The sequence below is a fragment of the Rhizobium sp. 10PS4 genome (genome assembly GCF_032464805.1).
GTDB lineage: Bacteria > Pseudomonadota > Alphaproteobacteria > Rhizobiales > Rhizobiaceae > Rhizobium > Rhizobium laguerreae.
In genome coordinates, this window is sequence record NZ_JAWDIW010000001.1 from 245,536 (window position 1) to 260,968 (window position 15,433).

Genomic DNA, 15,433 nt, shown 5'->3' on the forward strand with positions numbered 1-15,433 from the left:
ATAACGCAGGGTGCCGCTAAAGGATGCAAGCCGTTGCTTTCTCGCGGACATTTGATGCAGGGCCGAGGGCGCCCGCTTCTCCAATCGGGTCAGGAAGCAGGGATTGGAACGATTGAGCCGCGCCACCGCTACGCCCATAAGATATTGATATAACTGCAGTCAAATCCTACTACGGAAGCAAATCCGGACTTTAGTTTCGTTACTGCAGTGCTGGGCGTCTTTTCAACAAGTCTCCCGATGGGCTGCTTGGCAGCCGCGGTAGATTGGTGCGCAGCTCGTCGGAAGCGCGGCTTGGATCTGAATTCCACCTGCTGCCATCCGATGCGGGTGCCTCCAGGCGAGGCGCTGTGCAGTAGACCTGACAAAACAATAGCGCCGGTGACAATGGCCTGCAATAGCCGTTTACGTTATCAACGGGCAAATACCGGGGGGCTGATGGGCCCATTGCCTTAGCTCGGCGTGCCTCATGACCAAGCGTCGTCGAGGACCGAGACACTACCTGTCTGCGGACGTGATCTCGATGGCATCGGTGGTTTGCTGGCGTCTCAGCAATCGACAGAACATGCGTCGCGATCGACCAGGTCGCCACGCGAAAGCAACTGCGCGGCAAGGAGGCGGCGACAGGATGCGCGCTGCTTCAGATGCCGACCAGCTCGCAGCCTGACGTTAATTGCCATAGGTGGCCCCTCCCCGACCGTCACTGGGACGCTGCTCCGGCCATTCATTGCTGGGCATCTCCGGCGCACTGTTCAAAAGCGTGGGATTTATCTCCTGGCATTTCGGCCGGGATAAACAGGTCTTTCACATCGCCAGAGAGCGAGGAGCTGCACGTCATCGAATAGCGTGCATCGATGACGGCGCCGCCCATCTGACGTGACGGTGCGGCCTTGCCGCCGCGGTCGGCTATCCCAGGATAGAGTGGACCCCGATGCTGCCGTTCCGGCATGCGCTCGGCTCGCTGCCGCAGGCAAATCAGCAGCAGTCGCTGATGTGTCACGTGCGTTGACGGACGATCGGTCGATATCAGCGGCCATCCGTCGCAATGGGCTGGCGCGCCCGAAAGCCCCGGCTGTGAACCGCCAATGCTGTCGGATCGAAAGGCAGCCCTCCCCCGTCGCGTCATCCTTCGGCTCGGTCGCAGGAGGAACCGAATGCGATGGCAGTGAGGCCGCGTTCTGTCTGTCGGCCGTCGCCACGGAGCTGGCTTGGTTGCGGATGGGCAGCTGACCCTGCGGCCTTCCCAGGCGAATCCGAGAGCCGCAGTGCACGCCGAATGTTGCCTGATCGTGCCGTTGTCCGCGGACAACCGGATGATCAACATGGTAACCGGCAGGTCGTTTGCACATGAGCCGATCCCTGCAGCAATCGGTTCGCACGGCCGAGAAAACTTCCCTGATCTCGCCCTGCTGATGGATGCCATGGACTTGCGGTATTGCTGCCGCCTCGATTGCTCTGCCTGGGGTCGTAGCGCAGCGGTTTCGTGCCTCTTGCCGAACGGGCGTGGACGCTGCCGGCCCCAGGGGTCGAAGAGCCTCGTCAGGTCTGTCGACAGGTCAGTAATGCCGAAACCGGATCCTCATTTAAGGGGGGCGGAATGCATTCGAAGAAGCTGCGGGACCGCCGGCGCTGCGGCTTCGCTCATCGAAAAGGATGCGCGGCAACGGATGGCGGGGTGGTCGCGACGCCGTGATCCTCGCCGCTCTCCCTTCTTCTGGACCAAGCGGCAATCGATGCCGTCCGTCGCCCGGCGGGAGGCCGCCTGAGTTTTGCAGGCCAAAGGTACAAGCCTCGAATGATACGGTGGATGGTTGGAAGCCGGCGGCAGCGTCCGCATGTGGCGGGGCGGATGGTCGGATGTTGTAGCCGTCGTTGGTGATTGGCGACAGGTCGGCCAGCTTGGTGATCGCCCCTCGGTCAATTCGGCCGTCAGTCAGGTGGAGATGAGCGAGGCAACGCCCTCGGGCGAAGGGTTGGGCAAGGCAGGTCCAGGGCGGATCGTCGTCGATCATGAGGCAATCTCCGTTCGCCTGTCCGGCTCTTGGCGCATCAGCGGTGCGACCCCCTGCCCTCATCAATCACTTTGTGACAGTGGATCGGACCGCTAAAAGCTGGAGAATTCCCTCCGCTGGGGATCGCTGCTCGGCAAGTTGTCCGCGGACAACCCCGCGCCGAACCCTGGTCGCGTGCGTGAAAAGGCCGCATGTGTCTGACCCCTCGTCTGCGACATCCGCGGCAATCGCCAGGCTTGAATTTGCCGCATTACGGCACTACCTGATGACGGACCGAAGCGTTTTCCCCTCCTAGCCGCTTCGGTCCGACGGACGGCGCTTCTCCTCCCACGCTGTCAGTCACTATCGAAGCCCGGCGCATCTCTCCCGCGCCGGGCTTTTGCCGTCTCGGCGATCCACTGTCGTCGCCGGGCACGGAACGTCTCCTTGTCCTCCATTCTTATCGCTCCGGTCCTCAAGCGAGTTGCGGCGGCAAATTGGAACGCCGGCGGCGGCGATCAATTGCGTGCGTCGCCAATCTGTGTCGCTGCTGCAGTGCTGCCGCCAGCAGAGGAGCCGCGATCGGCCGTCTTCGTCCGATGGTCGGCGTGGAGCCACGCGCCGAAACGCCGCCGATCGAGGGCCGTCGCCTGCTGGTCTTCATCGCAGTCTGAGTGCCGTCGTCCCAGAGGGGCGTCGATGGCCGGAGTGGGACCGCGCCGGCAAGTTCGGATCAATCAGCAGGTCACCCGACGGCGCGGCCTGTCCGGCTCATGCGGCTCACTGATTTCGATCGCCCGTTGGTGCGTAATTCTGCCTCCGCCTCAGCCGGCATGCCGCCGCTCGGACCCTCGGCAGGCTTGGCCCGGCCTCAATGATGATGGGCACCAAATTTCAACGGCAGGCTTTTCGGTGTCGGACGAGGGGAGGGCGCTGGTGGTGAGACTGATGTCGGCGCTCTGGGCGTGTTTTCGCCCATGTCTTGCTCCGGATGTTTGAGCGTGGCGACGTCAGCGTCGGTCAGAAGTGCGGCGAACTGATCGCGCCGGGCGAAAGGAGGATGGTGTAGAGGACGTCGAGCTCTTCAGTGCCGCGGCGCGCTATATTGCTCGCTGAGATGAGACGGCCGCCTTTCGCGGAACCGGCGCGGATGTTTCAGACGTCGTCATAACAAAGCGCCCATTGGTCGCCGATATACCAGCAGCGCCCTATCCGCGGCTCCGTCTTCCAGAGCAGGCTTTTGACGAACTCGATGCCGCCGCGCCTGAACGCGGCTGTCAGCGCCTCGATCTCGCTATCGTCGATTGTCAGTCCACCATTGGCGCAGACGAAATAAGCTGTGCCGATCCAACGCGTCGCAAATCCACCCTCGCCGCGCTCAATACGAAGTGCAGCACCATGGGATGCATGACGGCCGCCTTTCGACGGTCGGTCCTGACGCGGTACGCCGAGTGGCAGCACGAGGCGCCCCCCAGGCCGCAGCCTTTCGATCCAGGGTTCCGCGGGCCGCGCGACGGCGAAATTCACATAGATCGCATCCACCTCCTGCTGCGGCCATTGGCTGCCGTCGGCGTTAATGACGCTGACATTGGCCCGATCGGAAAGTGCTGTTTGAGCGTGGGCAGCCAGATCGGGATCCATTTCGACGGCATAGACATGACCGGAAGTTCCCACAAGCTCGGAAAGAATGGCGCTGTAATAGCCGGTGCCGGCACCAATATGGGCGATGCGATCGCCGATTTGTATGCCCAGCTCTGCCAGGAGCCGGGCATGCAGCGAGGGACTGCCATTGTTGACACCCTTTTCGGACTGCAAGGCGAACAATACGTCCTGATAGGCCAGAACCAAGTCGGAGGAGGGGAGGGGGCGATATCCGCCGCCCAAGTTCGCGATCTGCCATGGCGGCGCACCGAGAAATTTTTCGCGCGGGACGGTGGCAAAGGCAGCTTCGATCCGCGGGTTCGTCGTTGCGGCGGTTGCCGCCACCTGATGGGCGTAAGCGCGGCGGATCACCGCTAGTTCGTCGGCCGTAAACATCGCAGTTGGCAGGGGTAAATCTCCGGGCATGGCTTTGACCTGTTCCTTTTTTACGTCCTTGCGGCTCTGGATCCGTCGCTATCCCGAATGCTTGATCATGAGCGAGGGGAACTCGTGACGGAAGTTAAGTGTCGCTTCTCTTCCATTGTGGAAAACTACGCTGTTACTTCATAAGGTTAATATTCCGCCACGTCCTGCAAAGAGGCAGCATCGGCCTATCGGCCCCGACAGCAGGCAACGCTGGGCAAAGGCTGAACCGGTCCTTGGACGACAAGCACTCCTACAGCGCCGTCGACACGTTTCAGGCGTCGGGTATCGTGGGGTGTCTGGCGTGTACTCTGAAACGCTTCTTGATCCTGTCGACGGGCGTACCGTCCTGAAGCGGAACCTGGATTAGTCGGTCATAGGTCTCGAAGCCCATCTTTGCGTAATAACCAAGGCCGCTGACATTGTCGGCTCGGATGGTCGCATTGATGAATTCGAGCCCGAACTCTTCCGCTGCGGCTCGGGTTGCGGGGAAGAGAGCGGTGCCGACGCCTGCGGTCCTTGTGGTCATGCGGGCAAAGGTCGCGATATCGGCGAAGCCTTTCGGCGGATCGCCGTATAAGCTCAGGGACTGAAAACCGACGAGCGACTGACCATGCTCTGCAACATGGCAGGTCAGAGGAAACTCGCCGTCGATGAACCAGTCCGCGAACTCGGCAGCTGAAAGCGGTGTCTCGAGTGCGGTCGTTCCACCGGCAAGGATGATCTCGTTCAGGAGACTGCTCAGCTCCGCCGCGTCGGCGGAGACGGCCCTTCGAATGTGCATGCCTTGGCTACCTCGTTTTGGAGGTACAGCCTATCGGCGAGATCAGAGATTGCAAGTCGCCAATTCGCTGCGAAGACGAGGAATCATCAAGCACGTCCGATGCCGTCAAATTCCGGTTTCGTGTTCGACGGACTTGCTCCTTGCCCTTCATCTTCAGGCGCTCAAACGCTGCTGCGTCTGCCGGTCGAAGAAGTGAACCTTGGCCGTTTCGAAAGAAAGCTTCACCGGCTGTTCCGGCACCAGCTCGACACGTTCGCGAACGACCCATGTCAGCTCCCGGCCTTCAAGTTCCACGGCGACATGGGTTTCCGATCCCGTGGGTTCGACCACCTTGACCACGGCATCCACACCGTTTTCGCCACCAAAGGTGATGTCTTCGGGACGAATACCCAGCGTCAGCGGTCTGTTGGCGGCATTGGCTGGAGCCCGCGAAAGCGCTACGCGTGACCCACCCGGCAGCGACAATGCCGGGTTGCCTGCGCCCTCAAGAGTTCCCTCGAGAAAGTTCATCGCGGGTGAACCGAGGAAACCTGCGACAAAGATGTTGCGCGGCCGGTCGTAGAGTTCGAGCGGACTGCCGATCTGTTCGACGCGACCGCCGTGGAGCACGACGATCTTGTCAGCCATGGTCATGGCCTCGATCTGGTCATGAGTGACGTAAACGATCGTGGTCTTCAGGCGCTGGTGCAGAGCCTTGATCTCCGCTCTCATCTTCACCCGCAGTTTCGCATCCAGATTGGAGAGCGGCTCGTCGAAAAGAAAGACTTTCGGATCGCGAACGATGGCCCGGCCCATGGCGACGCGCTGTCGCTGTCCGCCCGACAGCTGCGCCGGCTTTCGATCGAGAAGCGGCTGCAATCCGAGAATTGCTGCAGCCTCACCGACCTTCTGTTCGATTTCCGGCCGCTTGACCCCGGCGAGCTCGAGCGCAAATCCCATGTTCTGGGAGACCGTCATCTGCGGGTACAACGCATAGTTCTGGAAGACCATCGCGATATCGCGATCCTTCGGCTGCAGATTGTTCACGACCCGGCCGTCAATGCTGATTTGACCGGCGGTGATATCCTCGAGCCCGGCAATCATGCGCAGCAATGTCGACTTGCCGCAGCCGGAGGGGCCGACGAGAATGGTAAATTCACCGTCGGCGATCTCGACGTCGACACCATGAATGATATCGACCGTGCCGAAGGATTTCTTGACGTTTCTGATACTCAAGCCAGACATTTCGTACCCCTTGTCATCTTCTAGCGCTTCCTGCGCACACGCAGCGCCTGGTACGGCTTGCGCGGAATTTTGACGCCGAAGGCTGCGTCCGGCTTGCCGCCGCGCACGATCGAGCCATGGCGCGTCGGATGCGGAGCGGGAGCCGCCACCTTCTCCACCGGCGTGATCGTCATCTCCCAGGTGTCGATGAGATCGACATCATAATCGTCGCTGTCGACCGGCAGACCCGTGGACCAGATCACCGGCTGATGCTCGCCGAAATAAATCAGGCGGAAATCGCCGTCGCCGTCGCGCGCGCCCGACACGCGGGACCAGGGCCATTCGCCGATGATGCCCAGCGGTTCGAGGCCGTGCTTGACATCGGCTTCCAGGAGGTCGCGGAGGAAGGCGATGCGCTTCCACGCTTCGCCGCGCAGTTCCCCGCCCTTGGCCCACCAGATCAGGTCCTCGGGATGGGAATAGGTTTCGCCATGGCCGGCATAGCCGCCGCGCGCCATGGTGATCCAGAAGCGATGCACGAGCTCCTGCGCATTGAGATTGCCCCATGACTGCAGGATGTCGCCTTCATATTCCGGCTCGTCGTTGACGACAGGCTTGCCGTAGGCATCGCGCCATTCCTGGGTCCGCTTGACGTCGGGGTTTTGAATGCAGGTGTGCGTGACCCACGGCTTGCGATGATCGAAATTTGCCGTCACGTCGCCATTATGGATGGAGCGCAGGTGCTGGTAGGGGTCGTTCTCTTCCAGGATGTGGAAGTAGCGATCCCACTGCTCCATCGGCTTCGTATCGATGAGGAAATCATATTCATTGGCAAGCGACCACCAGACGTTCCGGTAGGCGGCGAGACGAGCGGCCAGATATTCGACATAGCGAAAATCCTGTTCGGCCGACATGTCGGCATAGCCCCACCGGTCATAGGGGTGGAAGATAATGACGTCGGCTTCGATCCCAAGTTGGCAGAGCGCTGCGACCTGCTTTTCGAAGTGCTGGAACGAGGCGGGGTTCGGACGGTCGAAGTCTTCCCTTCCGTCCGCCCCGCGTTCGAAGCAGGCGTGCAGCGGCTCGTTCACGTTATAGGGATAGTCCTTCGGAAACACGCCCATCCGCATCTTGTTGAAGCGGGCCTTCTTGAGGGTTTCGAGGGTCTGCTTCTGCATGTCGAGCGGCTGGTGCGTCCAGGCGTAGCAGGTCGTCCCGAAGGACAGGAACGGGGTGCCGTCGGCATAGGCGAAGTGGAATTTGTTGCGCACGCGCACCGGGCCGTGATTGCCGGCCGAAGGCTTGGTAGCGATCAGCGCGCCGGTCTTGCCGTGGAGTGCCGCGGTCCTGGAACGCGTCAGGAACGACCATTCGCCCTCGCTATCCGGCATGAAGCGGATGCGGTAGGTGCCGTTGCCGTCATAGAAGCCCGGCACGCGGACTTCGCGGCTCTTGTGGGTGAACACGGCATCGAATGCCACGTCGAGATAGGGATTGCCGCCGGAGGGTCCATCAAAGGAGGCCTCGAACACGCCCCATTTTTCGACTGTTGCATCAGACATAGAATATTCTCCTCGTGAATGCTTTTGTGGTCGCTAGCCTTTGACGGCGCCGGAGGTCAGGCCAGAGACGAAGTAACGCTGGAAGATGAGATAGACGATCGTGGCCGGCAGGACGGTCATCACGATGGCCGCATTGAGCTGGCCGTAATTGCTCGAGAACTGCCCCTGAAACGACATTAGGCCGAGCGGTAAGGTCCACATGTGCTGATCCTGGAGCAGCACCAGCGCCATGGCGAATTCGTTCCAGGTGGAGACGAAGTCGAGGATGAGCAGTGCGGCGAGCACGGGCAGGCACACCGGCAGAAAGATCCGTCTGAAGATGATGAAGTGGCTGGCACCGTCGATCAGTGCTGCTTCCGACAGCTCCTTGGGAATGCTCTTGAAGAAGCCATGCAGGATGAAAACCTGATAGGGAACGCCGAAGGCGATGTAGGGAAGGATGACGCCGGGATAGGTGTCGACCAGGCCGAACGAATTGACCAGGGTGAAGAGCGGCGCAAGCATCACCTGGAAGGGGATCATCGTGCCGAACACGACGAGCAGCAGCAGGGCCTTGGTGATCTTCAGCTTGATCTTGGCAAGGGCATAGGCGGCCATCGCCGAAAGGAATAGCCCGAGTGGCACCTTGATGACGGTGATGATGACGCTGTTGAAGAAGGAGTTTGCGAAGTTGCCGCGGCTCCATGCGGCGCTGTAGTTTTCGAAAGCGAGCTCGGTTGGCGGCACGAAGGCGCCCGTACCCGTCACCGCCGCCGGCGTCTTCAAGGAGGTGAAGACGATGAAGACGAATGGCGCGACCCAGACGAGCGCCACGATAACAAGCGTGATCCAGAGGCCGATCAGAATCGGATCCCGCTTCATCGACGATGGTTCGACCTGCAAATGCACTGCGGTCTGGTCGGTCGGTACCGCTGTCACGATTCAACCTCCTCGTGCTTCTGGGTCCATTTGAGATAGGGAATGACGACGGCCATGGTGATCAGCAGCAGCACGACCGAAATCGCCGCGCCTCGTCCGAAATCGAAGATCTGCATCGCCTGCGTGAATGCCCAGAGCGCCAGCATCTGGGTGGACTGCGCCGGCCCGCCGCCGGTGAGGCCATAGACGATGTCGAAGGCCTTCAGGGAAGAGATGACGGAAAGAACGAGAACGATCGTGATCGTCGGGCGCAAGGCCGGCAATGTCACATGCTTGAACACCGCCCAGCGGCCGGCGCCATCGATGCGCGCTGCCTCCACGAGCGTCTGAGAGACATTCTGCAGGCCCGCGAGAAACAGGACCATCGAGAAGCCAACCGTCTGCCAGAGATAGGCGACGAAAACCGAATAAAGGGCGATATCCCGGTTGCCCAGCCAGTCCTTGATCCAGCCCTGCATGCCCCAGGAGGTCAGCAGCTGGCTGAAAAGGCCGAAGAAGGGATCGTACATCCACTTCCACATGGTGGCCACCGCGATCGGCGCGATGATAACAGGCAGATAGAAGATGGCCCTGAGGCCATTGCGGCCGAATATCTTCTGGTTGAGACTAAGCGCCAACAGCAGTCCGACCATCGGCGGAAAGATCAGGCTCATCATGGTCCAGATCACGGTATTGCGGAAGGCCACCCAGAAGACCGGATCTTTGGTGAAAATCGCCGAATAGTTCGCAATGCCGACAAACTGCCGATTGGGATCGAGCCCGTTCCACTTCTGGAAACTCAGGATCACGACGTTGAGCATCGGGTAGAGCGCGAAGACCGCATAGATCGCCAGCGCCGGCACGAGCAGGATGAGCGCTTGTACGCGCGGATCATGTGTCGATTGTCGAAGTGACATGTTTTCCTCCTGGCAGTGAAGCAGCTGCCAGCTGATGAAAGGGGTGCCAGCCGATCGAGATCATGTCGGTCGACCGGCGCCTTGGGAGGAATCAGGTTCTGCTGGCGATGAAGCTCTGCAGCTGCTTGGCCGCCTCGGCCGGCTCGGTGTTGCCGGAAGCAACATCGTTGATGACCCGGAAATATTCCGTCGTGACATCGAGCGGGAACGCCTGGTCGCCGTTCATGTAGACCTTGCCGTATTTCTGGAAGATCCCCAGCCATTCCGCCTCGAGCGGCTTCTGGTTGGCATATTGTACATTCTTGTTGACGGAGGTCGAACTCAACTGGCCGAGCAGGTCCTGCTGGACTTTCGTCGAGAGGAAGTAGTCGAGGAACTTCGCCGCTACGTCAGGGCTCTTGCTCTTGGTGCTGATGTAATTGTACTCGGCAAAGCCATAGAGGCGGTCGGTGTTGGTCGGGAAGGGGAAAATCCCGTAGTCGTCGAGATTGGCGCCGGAGCCGTTAAGCTGGCTGACCAGCCAGTCGCCTTCGAGCATCATCGCCGCGCGGCCTGCGGTGAAGAGGCTGTAGGACTGCTTGTTGTCGATGCCCATGAATGGCTGCAGCGTATAGTCCTTCGTCCACTTCGCAAACTCCGCGAAGGATTCCGTCGCGCAGGGCTCCTTGGTCCAGTCCAGCGTCATCGCCTTCAGCGCATCGTGCTTTTCAGCACCGCACTTCGTTTCAAGGATAACGTCCATGAGGCGCATGACGTGCCAGTTGACCGTGCCGCCGAAGGTGAAGGCAGGAATGCCTGCAGCCTTCAGCTTATCGGCCGCGGCAAGGAATTCGTCGTAGGTCTTCGGCTCTTCCTTGATGCCGGCTTGTTCGAAAAGCTTCTTGTTGTAATAGACGGCCTCACCCTTGAAGGTGAAGGGAACGCCGTGTTTGCCGCCGGGATAGAGGTCGGCAAAAGCCGCTGCCGAGGGCAACAATTCGTCGCTCCACTTATACTCGGCATAGTATTTGTCGAGCGGCAGGGACAGACCGGCCTTCACATATTCGCCGCCGAGGCCGAGGCCCGCCCAGCTGAAATAAATGTCAGGTCCCTTGTCGGAGCCAGCAGCGACGCGCAAGGCGGTCTTGTGCTCGTCGACGGCGCGCTGAACGATCTCGACATGTGTTCCGGGGTTTGCGGCTTCGAAATCCGTCGCCACCTTCTTCAGGGCCGTATTGGCGGCATTGTTGTCGAAGTTGAGGGTCCAGAGCGTGATGTCTTCAGCAAGAACCGGCGTGGCCGATAGCGACGCCACGGCGATCGCAATGATGCTCGCAGTCTTCAATTTCGCAGAAAGGGTCAGCATTACCGTCCTCCTCTTGTAAAGCCGGCCCCTTGTTGCAGATAGTCATCGACATGTCAACTGGTATGATGAGCTAACCATTGTCGCACTGCGCAAATTTTGCCATTGCGGCGATGATGATGACGGCCGAGGCGGCACCGGGATCGATGTGCCCGATCACGCGGTCCCCCAATCGCGAAGCCCGTCCCTTGGCCGCCGTCATGTTGCTGGTCGCTTCACAGCCTGCCCGCGCTGCCCGCTCGGCTGCCTCGAAGCATTGGGGGAGGGGCTTTCCCGACTGCCAGGCATCGAGTGCCGCGTTAGCCGCGGGCTTCCAGGCGTCAACCATCGTCTTTTCACCGGGTTCGGCCTTTCCGCGTTCCTGGATTCCCTGTGCCATTGCCGCAAAGACGCGCAGGAAATCATCATCGCTCAATACCTGCCTGTCTTTGGCGGCCGCTCCGGCACGCATGAAGGCCGTGGCATATAGCGGGCCGGACGAAGCGCCGACCGCATTCAGGAAAGCCTTTGCAGCGACATTGAATGCGGTTGTCGGGGCAATCCCGGCGTCAAGCTCGCCGACCGCTTTCGCCGCGGCCTGGCAGCCCGCATCCATGGCAAGGCCGTGATCTCCATCGCCGATGGCGCCGTCCAACGCGCAGAGATGGTCGCTCTCTGCTGCAATATCCTTGGCAATCGCGGCAAACATGCGCTGCAGGTCTTCGGTCGTAAACGTCATTGATCACCTCGCAAACATCGCGCAATCACAGGGGTAGTCGATCAATTGCTGAAGCTCGTCGTCGAGATGCATGAGCGTGATCGACGCGCCGGCCATTTCGAGCGAGGTGCAGTAATTCCCGACGAGCGACGTATGGAGGATGAGTCCGGCATCGTCGAGCCGGGACTTGACGCGCCGCATCATGATGTAGAGTTCCATCATCGGGGTCGAACCCAGCGAATTGACAAGAACGGCGACACGATCGCCCCGGTCTGCTTTCATTTCGCGAAGAATGCTGTCCATGAGTTCGTCCGTCACCGCGTCGGCCGGCCTCAGCGGCTCGCGCGCCACGCCAGGCTCCCCATGGATGCCCATTCCGATCTCCATCTCCCCTTCTCCGATCAGGAAGTTCGGCTTCAACGTCTGGGGCAGAGAGCAAGGCGAGAGCGCCACACCCATCGTATAGGTTCGCGCATTGGCATGGCGGGCGACACGCTCGACATCATCAAACGAGTAGAGAAGATCGCAGGCTGCGCCGGCGGCCTTGAAGATGAAGACGTTGCCCGCGACGCCTCGTCGCTTGTCCCGCTGATCGGCAGGGGCGGACGCTACATCATCCGTGGTGAGGACGGTGCGCACCTCGATCTCGTCAAGCGCAAGCATCTCGGCGGCCATGTCGAAGTTCATCACGTCGCCGGCATAATTGCCATACATGAACAGCACGCCGGCGCCGCCGTCGACCGCCATGGCGCAGGCGATGATCGGATCGGGTGGCGGCGACGCGAACACGTTGCCGATTGCGGCCGCGTCCGCCAGCCCCTTGCCGACAAACCCCAGAAATGTCGGTTCGTGCCCCGATCCGCCGCCGATGACCAAGCCGACCTTGCCCTTGCGGGGCCCGTTTCTGGCAATGATCGCGCGGGGCATGTTCTCCACGGCGTATAGGTGGCGCGGATGCGTCGCCAGAATGCCTTGCAGCATCTCATCGACGGCATCTGCGCCGGCATTGATAAGCTTCTTCGTCTTCATGCTGATCCTCCCAGTGCGAGCTCCACCTGCATAAATGCGGTTGCACCGCCGAAGGTCAATCCGCCAGTGGGAGGGCTGCGGTCGCCAACGGCGCGAGCAGCAACTCTTTGCCCGCATCTGCCGGCCGGCATGCGCCGCAATCGACCTTTCGTTCTTCGCCCGTCAGATTGACGACGTGAAGCCTGGCGCCTGCGGCATTCCGTGCAACGAAAGACAGGACCTCGGAGGGCGAGGAGGAGACGCATTCCTGCCAGGATGCGCCAGCCAATCGGGACAATGTGTGCACGGTGTTGAACAACGGGCGCCGTCCGCCTTGCTCGGTGGGTTCAGCCGGACCGGCGATCAAACCGAACGGGCCTGATAAGGCCGAGAGCGTCAGGCATTCCAGGCCGGCATCCAGCACCCGTATCGCGTAACCGAGCGCGAAGGCCTCCGCGAAGCGTCCATTGTGGCGCGGGTCGCGATTGGCCATAGGAATGCGTGCGCCCGCCGGATTGTCCATCGTGCGGCTGCCATAGGGGTTCTGCCGCATCGGGATCGTCGACGGGCCGATCCGGTAGGGCTTGTCGCCATAGATCGCTCGAACGGATCGCGTGATGAAGGGCAGCGCTTCCAATGTCTGCATGACGCTGCGATCGTCGGCCGCGTGCACGATCGGATTGGTGCAGTGGCTGACGAAGTCGAGCTGTCCATCGGGGACGCGCTTCCGGTTGAGTTCGGTGAAATAGCTCAGCATGCCGCCGCCGATGCGAATACCGGGAAAGGCGGCGTGGGCTGCAGCATAGACCTCATCCAGGGGCGGGCAATCCGGCCATTTGCTGCCGGGCGGCGTCGACTGTCGGTCGACGGAAGGCGAGATCATAATCGCATCCGGCCGGAATTCCGCCAGCTGCATCTGGCGGGCAATCTCGGAGGTCTCGGTCGCCGGGACTGATTTGCAGGGAAGGGCGATCTCCAGCGCCGAGCGGCCGCGATGGACCGTCGCGATTGCTGCGAACCGCCTGAGTGCTTCGACGCCGTGCCCGGCACCGGGGTCGAAATGGAAGAGGAGTTCTTGGGGAGCGATCTCCGTTAGGACGGACTTTGCCGCGAGGGTCGCATCGGCTTCTTCGGGCGTAATGATAACGCCGATATCAGGCATGGTGCCGGTTCGTGCCCCGAGTTCGAGTTTTATGACGCCGCCTGACGCCGCAGCTGGAGGATGCCGCGTAGCACCGCCGATATCCCTGATAACAAGCGACGTCTTTTGTCGAACGGGCCGATTGGCGGCAATCTCATACGGCCAGGGAAGAGCGAGCGGTCTGACATAGGTCTTGTAGGATGCGTCCGACCAGTTCCTTTGATCTTCCATTTCAAAGGTGTCCCCCTCCATCCGGCATTCCGCCTGAACGCCAGGTATGACCGCGTGAGTGATGGCCCGCATATCCTTGAACGGCTGCCAGGGCTCGATGACATCGGGAAACCGTGTCGCCACGATCTGCCCGTCGATATGCTCGACCGTCGCCGGTGAACCCGCCACGCCGACGATCGGATGCAGGATGCAGAAGCCGCAGCGGTTGGTCTCGAAGCCGGTCGGGGCGATGGCTTCGGCCTCGAAGTCGAGCCGGTCCGGACTTCCGACGATGCGAACATCGATGATGAGTTTGGTATCATCCGGTCCCTCGCAGCGGGCGAGATAGGCGACCTCGAAACGATCGTCACTCTGCTCGATCCTGAGATCGGCGATCTCGGGGCTGTAGGTCCCCCAGTCCCGATCGCGAACGAGATAGGAAATCGCCCGCAGCACCTCGGTTCCATCGTAGCGGATGGTGCGGAGGTTGCCGTTGGCGAGATCGGCTTCCAATTTTCCGGCTCTCAGGTGAACCGGTGGCGGATCGACGAGTTGGGTGCCGTAGAGCTGGAACGCATCGATCGTCATCGCAGCATCGCTCCGACATCGATTGTCTGTCCTCCGGCAGCGCTGTCATAGGCTGCCTCGACCAGGGCGAAGGTCTTCAGATTGTCCGCCCCGGAGGTCGAATGTTCGGCGCCGCGCTCCAGCTGGTCGACCCAATGCTGCTGGATCGCGTAGACGCTCTCCTGGATATTGTGCCAGGGCCGCGAGGCCCATGACAAAAGCTTCGGCGACACGTCCATGGTGGTGGTGCCCTTGGCGTTGGTGACTTCGAGGCCGTAACCCTGGGTCAGGCGGATCGTGCCCTCATAACCGTCGAGCTCGATCAAGGTCTCGGGAAACGGCTCCCTGGAAAGCCTTGTGGCGTAGCTGACGTCGACGACCGACGTGGCGCCGTTTTCGTGATCGAGCAGAATGGTCGCGACATCCTCGCCCTTGATTCTCGGATTGACCCGCTTGGTGCGGGCGGTGAGCGATCGAACGTCACCAAGGATATAGCGGGCGACATCGAGCGTATGAATGCCGAGGTCTTCGATGATGAACCGTTCCCCCTCAGCGAGATAGGGCTGCCCGGAAAAGACGTCATAGGCCGAACGGAAGGAGAAGCGGCCCCAGAAGGGTGTGCCGATGACATCGGCCTCCAGCGCCTTGCGCACCGCCTGGATCGGCGTCTGCCAGCGAAAGTTCTCGTGCACCATCAGCGGTATGCCGGCATTGCGGCACGCCTCGACCATCGCCTTCGCATCCGACAAGGTCTTGGCGAACGGTTTCTGGCAGATTGCCGGCACCCCGTTACGGGCGGCCAGTTCTACCAGGGCGCGGTGGCTCTGCACTGTCGTGGCGATATCGACGAAATCAAAACCGCCATCGGCGAACAAAGCCTCGGCATCACTGTATCGACGCTCGATGCCGAACTGATCGCCAACGATCTTCAGCCGCTCCGGATCGCGATCGCAGATCGCAACAATGTCAGAGCCCCGAACGTCATTCCAGGCATGCATCTGGTTGATCGCAAAGAAACCGCAGCCGATCAGAGCCCCTTTCAATTCCGTCATC

Annotated in this window: 12 protein-coding genes; all 12 read right to left on the minus strand. The window is 60.9% G+C overall.

The features are described 5' to 3' along the window. Positions 1-721: 721 nt before the first annotated feature. The 12 genes from RWJ89_RS01150 to RWJ89_RS01205 all read right to left on the minus strand — a co-directional run bounded on the left by RWJ89_RS01150 (position 722) and on the right by RWJ89_RS01205 (position 15,432). A complete protein-coding gene (locus RWJ89_RS01150) occupies positions 722-946 on the minus strand; it encodes a hypothetical protein (RefSeq protein ID WP_131663367.1) in 225 nt (74 codons plus the stop codon). 2,197 nt (positions 947-3,143) lie between these two features. After that, positions 3,144-4,055 (minus strand): protein-L-isoaspartate O-methyltransferase family protein, encoded by a 912-nt coding sequence (locus tag RWJ89_RS01155; RefSeq protein ID WP_222000290.1) that lies wholly within the window; start codon positions 4,053-4,055, stop codon positions 3,144-3,146. Between the two features lie 271 nt (positions 4,056-4,326). After that, positions 4,327-4,836 carry a GNAT family N-acetyltransferase gene (locus tag RWJ89_RS01160; RefSeq protein ID WP_131663365.1) on the minus strand — a complete coding sequence of 170 codons (510 nt, stop codon included), beginning with the start codon at positions 4,834-4,836 and terminating at the stop codon, positions 4,327-4,329. 153 nt (positions 4,837-4,989) lie between these two features. Then, on the minus strand, positions 4,990-6,060 hold the full coding sequence (locus tag RWJ89_RS01165; RefSeq protein WP_168281254.1) for an ABC transporter ATP-binding protein: 1,071 nt from the start codon (positions 6,058-6,060) through the stop codon (positions 4,990-4,992). Between the two features lie 20 nt (positions 6,061-6,080). Then, the gene (locus RWJ89_RS01170; RefSeq protein ID WP_168281252.1) at positions 6,081-7,601 is read right to left on the minus strand and encodes a DUF5060 domain-containing protein; all 1,521 of its coding nucleotides are present in this window, start codon (positions 7,599-7,601) and stop codon (positions 6,081-6,083) included. Between the two features lie 33 nt (positions 7,602-7,634). Beyond that, positions 7,635-8,519, minus strand: a complete 885-nt coding sequence (locus RWJ89_RS01175; protein ID WP_222060850.1) for a carbohydrate ABC transporter permease — start codon at positions 8,517-8,519, stop codon at positions 7,635-7,637. Next, positions 8,516-9,415 (minus strand): carbohydrate ABC transporter permease, encoded by a 900-nt coding sequence (locus tag RWJ89_RS01180; RefSeq protein WP_168281250.1) that lies wholly within the window; start codon positions 9,413-9,415, stop codon positions 8,516-8,518. The genes RWJ89_RS01175 and RWJ89_RS01180 overlap by 4 nt, the downstream gene beginning before the upstream one ends. 91 nt (positions 9,416-9,506) lie before the next feature. Further along, positions 9,507-10,760 (minus strand): ABC transporter substrate-binding protein, encoded by a 1,254-nt coding sequence (locus RWJ89_RS01185; RefSeq protein WP_131663361.1) that lies wholly within the window; start codon positions 10,758-10,760, stop codon positions 9,507-9,509. A gap of 70 nt (positions 10,761-10,830) precedes the next feature. Then, positions 10,831-11,475, minus strand: coding sequence for a dihydroxyacetone kinase subunit DhaL (dhaL, locus tag RWJ89_RS01190; protein WP_316030434.1), 645 nt, complete (start codon positions 11,473-11,475; stop codon positions 10,831-10,833). 3 nt (positions 11,476-11,478) lie between these two features. Beyond that, the gene (locus tag RWJ89_RS01195; protein WP_131663359.1) at positions 11,479-12,483 is read right to left on the minus strand and encodes a dihydroxyacetone kinase subunit DhaK; all 1,005 of its coding nucleotides are present in this window, start codon (positions 12,481-12,483) and stop codon (positions 11,479-11,481) included. 55 nt (positions 12,484-12,538) lie between these two features. Continuing rightward, positions 12,539-14,401, minus strand: coding sequence for a D-apionate lactonase (apnL, locus tag RWJ89_RS01200; RefSeq protein WP_131663358.1), 1,863 nt, complete (start codon positions 14,399-14,401; stop codon positions 12,539-12,541). Continuing rightward, the gene (locus tag RWJ89_RS01205; RefSeq protein WP_131663357.1) at positions 14,398-15,432 is read right to left on the minus strand and encodes a Gfo/Idh/MocA family protein; all 1,035 of its coding nucleotides are present in this window, start codon (positions 15,430-15,432) and stop codon (positions 14,398-14,400) included. The genes apnL and RWJ89_RS01205 overlap by 4 nt, the downstream gene beginning before the upstream one ends. Position 15,433 lies beyond the last annotated feature (1 nt).

What these genes read in the sequence shown, in the direction of transcription:
- RWJ89_RS01150 (WP_131663367.1), bottom strand. Translation starts at nt 946, where the DNA reads ATGCCGGAACGGCAGCATCGGGGTCCACTCTATCCTGGGATAGCCGAC.
- RWJ89_RS01155 (WP_222000290.1), bottom strand. Translation starts at nt 4,055, where the DNA reads ATGCCCGGAGATTTACCCCTGCCAACTGCGATGTTTACGGCCGACGAA.
- RWJ89_RS01160 (WP_131663365.1), bottom strand. Translation starts at nt 4,836, where the DNA reads ATGCACATTCGAAGGGCCGTCTCCGCCGACGCGGCGGAGCTGAGCAGT.
- RWJ89_RS01165 (WP_168281254.1), bottom strand. Translation starts at nt 6,060, where the DNA reads ATGTCTGGCTTGAGTATCAGAAACGTCAAGAAATCCTTCGGCACGGTC.
- RWJ89_RS01170 (WP_168281252.1), bottom strand. Translation starts at nt 7,601, where the DNA reads ATGTCTGATGCAACAGTCGAAAAATGGGGCGTGTTCGAGGCCTCCTTT.
- RWJ89_RS01180 (WP_168281250.1), bottom strand. Translation starts at nt 9,415, where the DNA reads ATGTCACTTCGACAATCGACACATGATCCGCGCGTACAAGCGCTCATC.
- RWJ89_RS01185 (WP_131663361.1), bottom strand. Translation starts at nt 10,760, where the DNA reads ATGCTGACCCTTTCTGCGAAATTGAAGACTGCGAGCATCATTGCGATC.
- dhaL (WP_316030434.1), bottom strand. Translation starts at nt 11,475, where the DNA reads ATGACGTTTACGACCGAAGACCTGCAGCGCATGTTTGCCGCGATTGCC.
- RWJ89_RS01195 (WP_131663359.1), bottom strand. Translation starts at nt 12,483, where the DNA reads ATGAAGACGAAGAAGCTTATCAATGCCGGCGCAGATGCCGTCGATGAG.
- apnL (WP_131663358.1), bottom strand. Translation starts at nt 14,401, where the DNA reads ATGACGATCGATGCGTTCCAGCTCTACGGCACCCAACTCGTCGATCCG.
- RWJ89_RS01205 (WP_131663357.1), bottom strand. Translation starts at nt 15,432, where the DNA reads ATGACGGAATTGAAAGGGGCTCTGATCGGCTGCGGTTTCTTTGCGATC.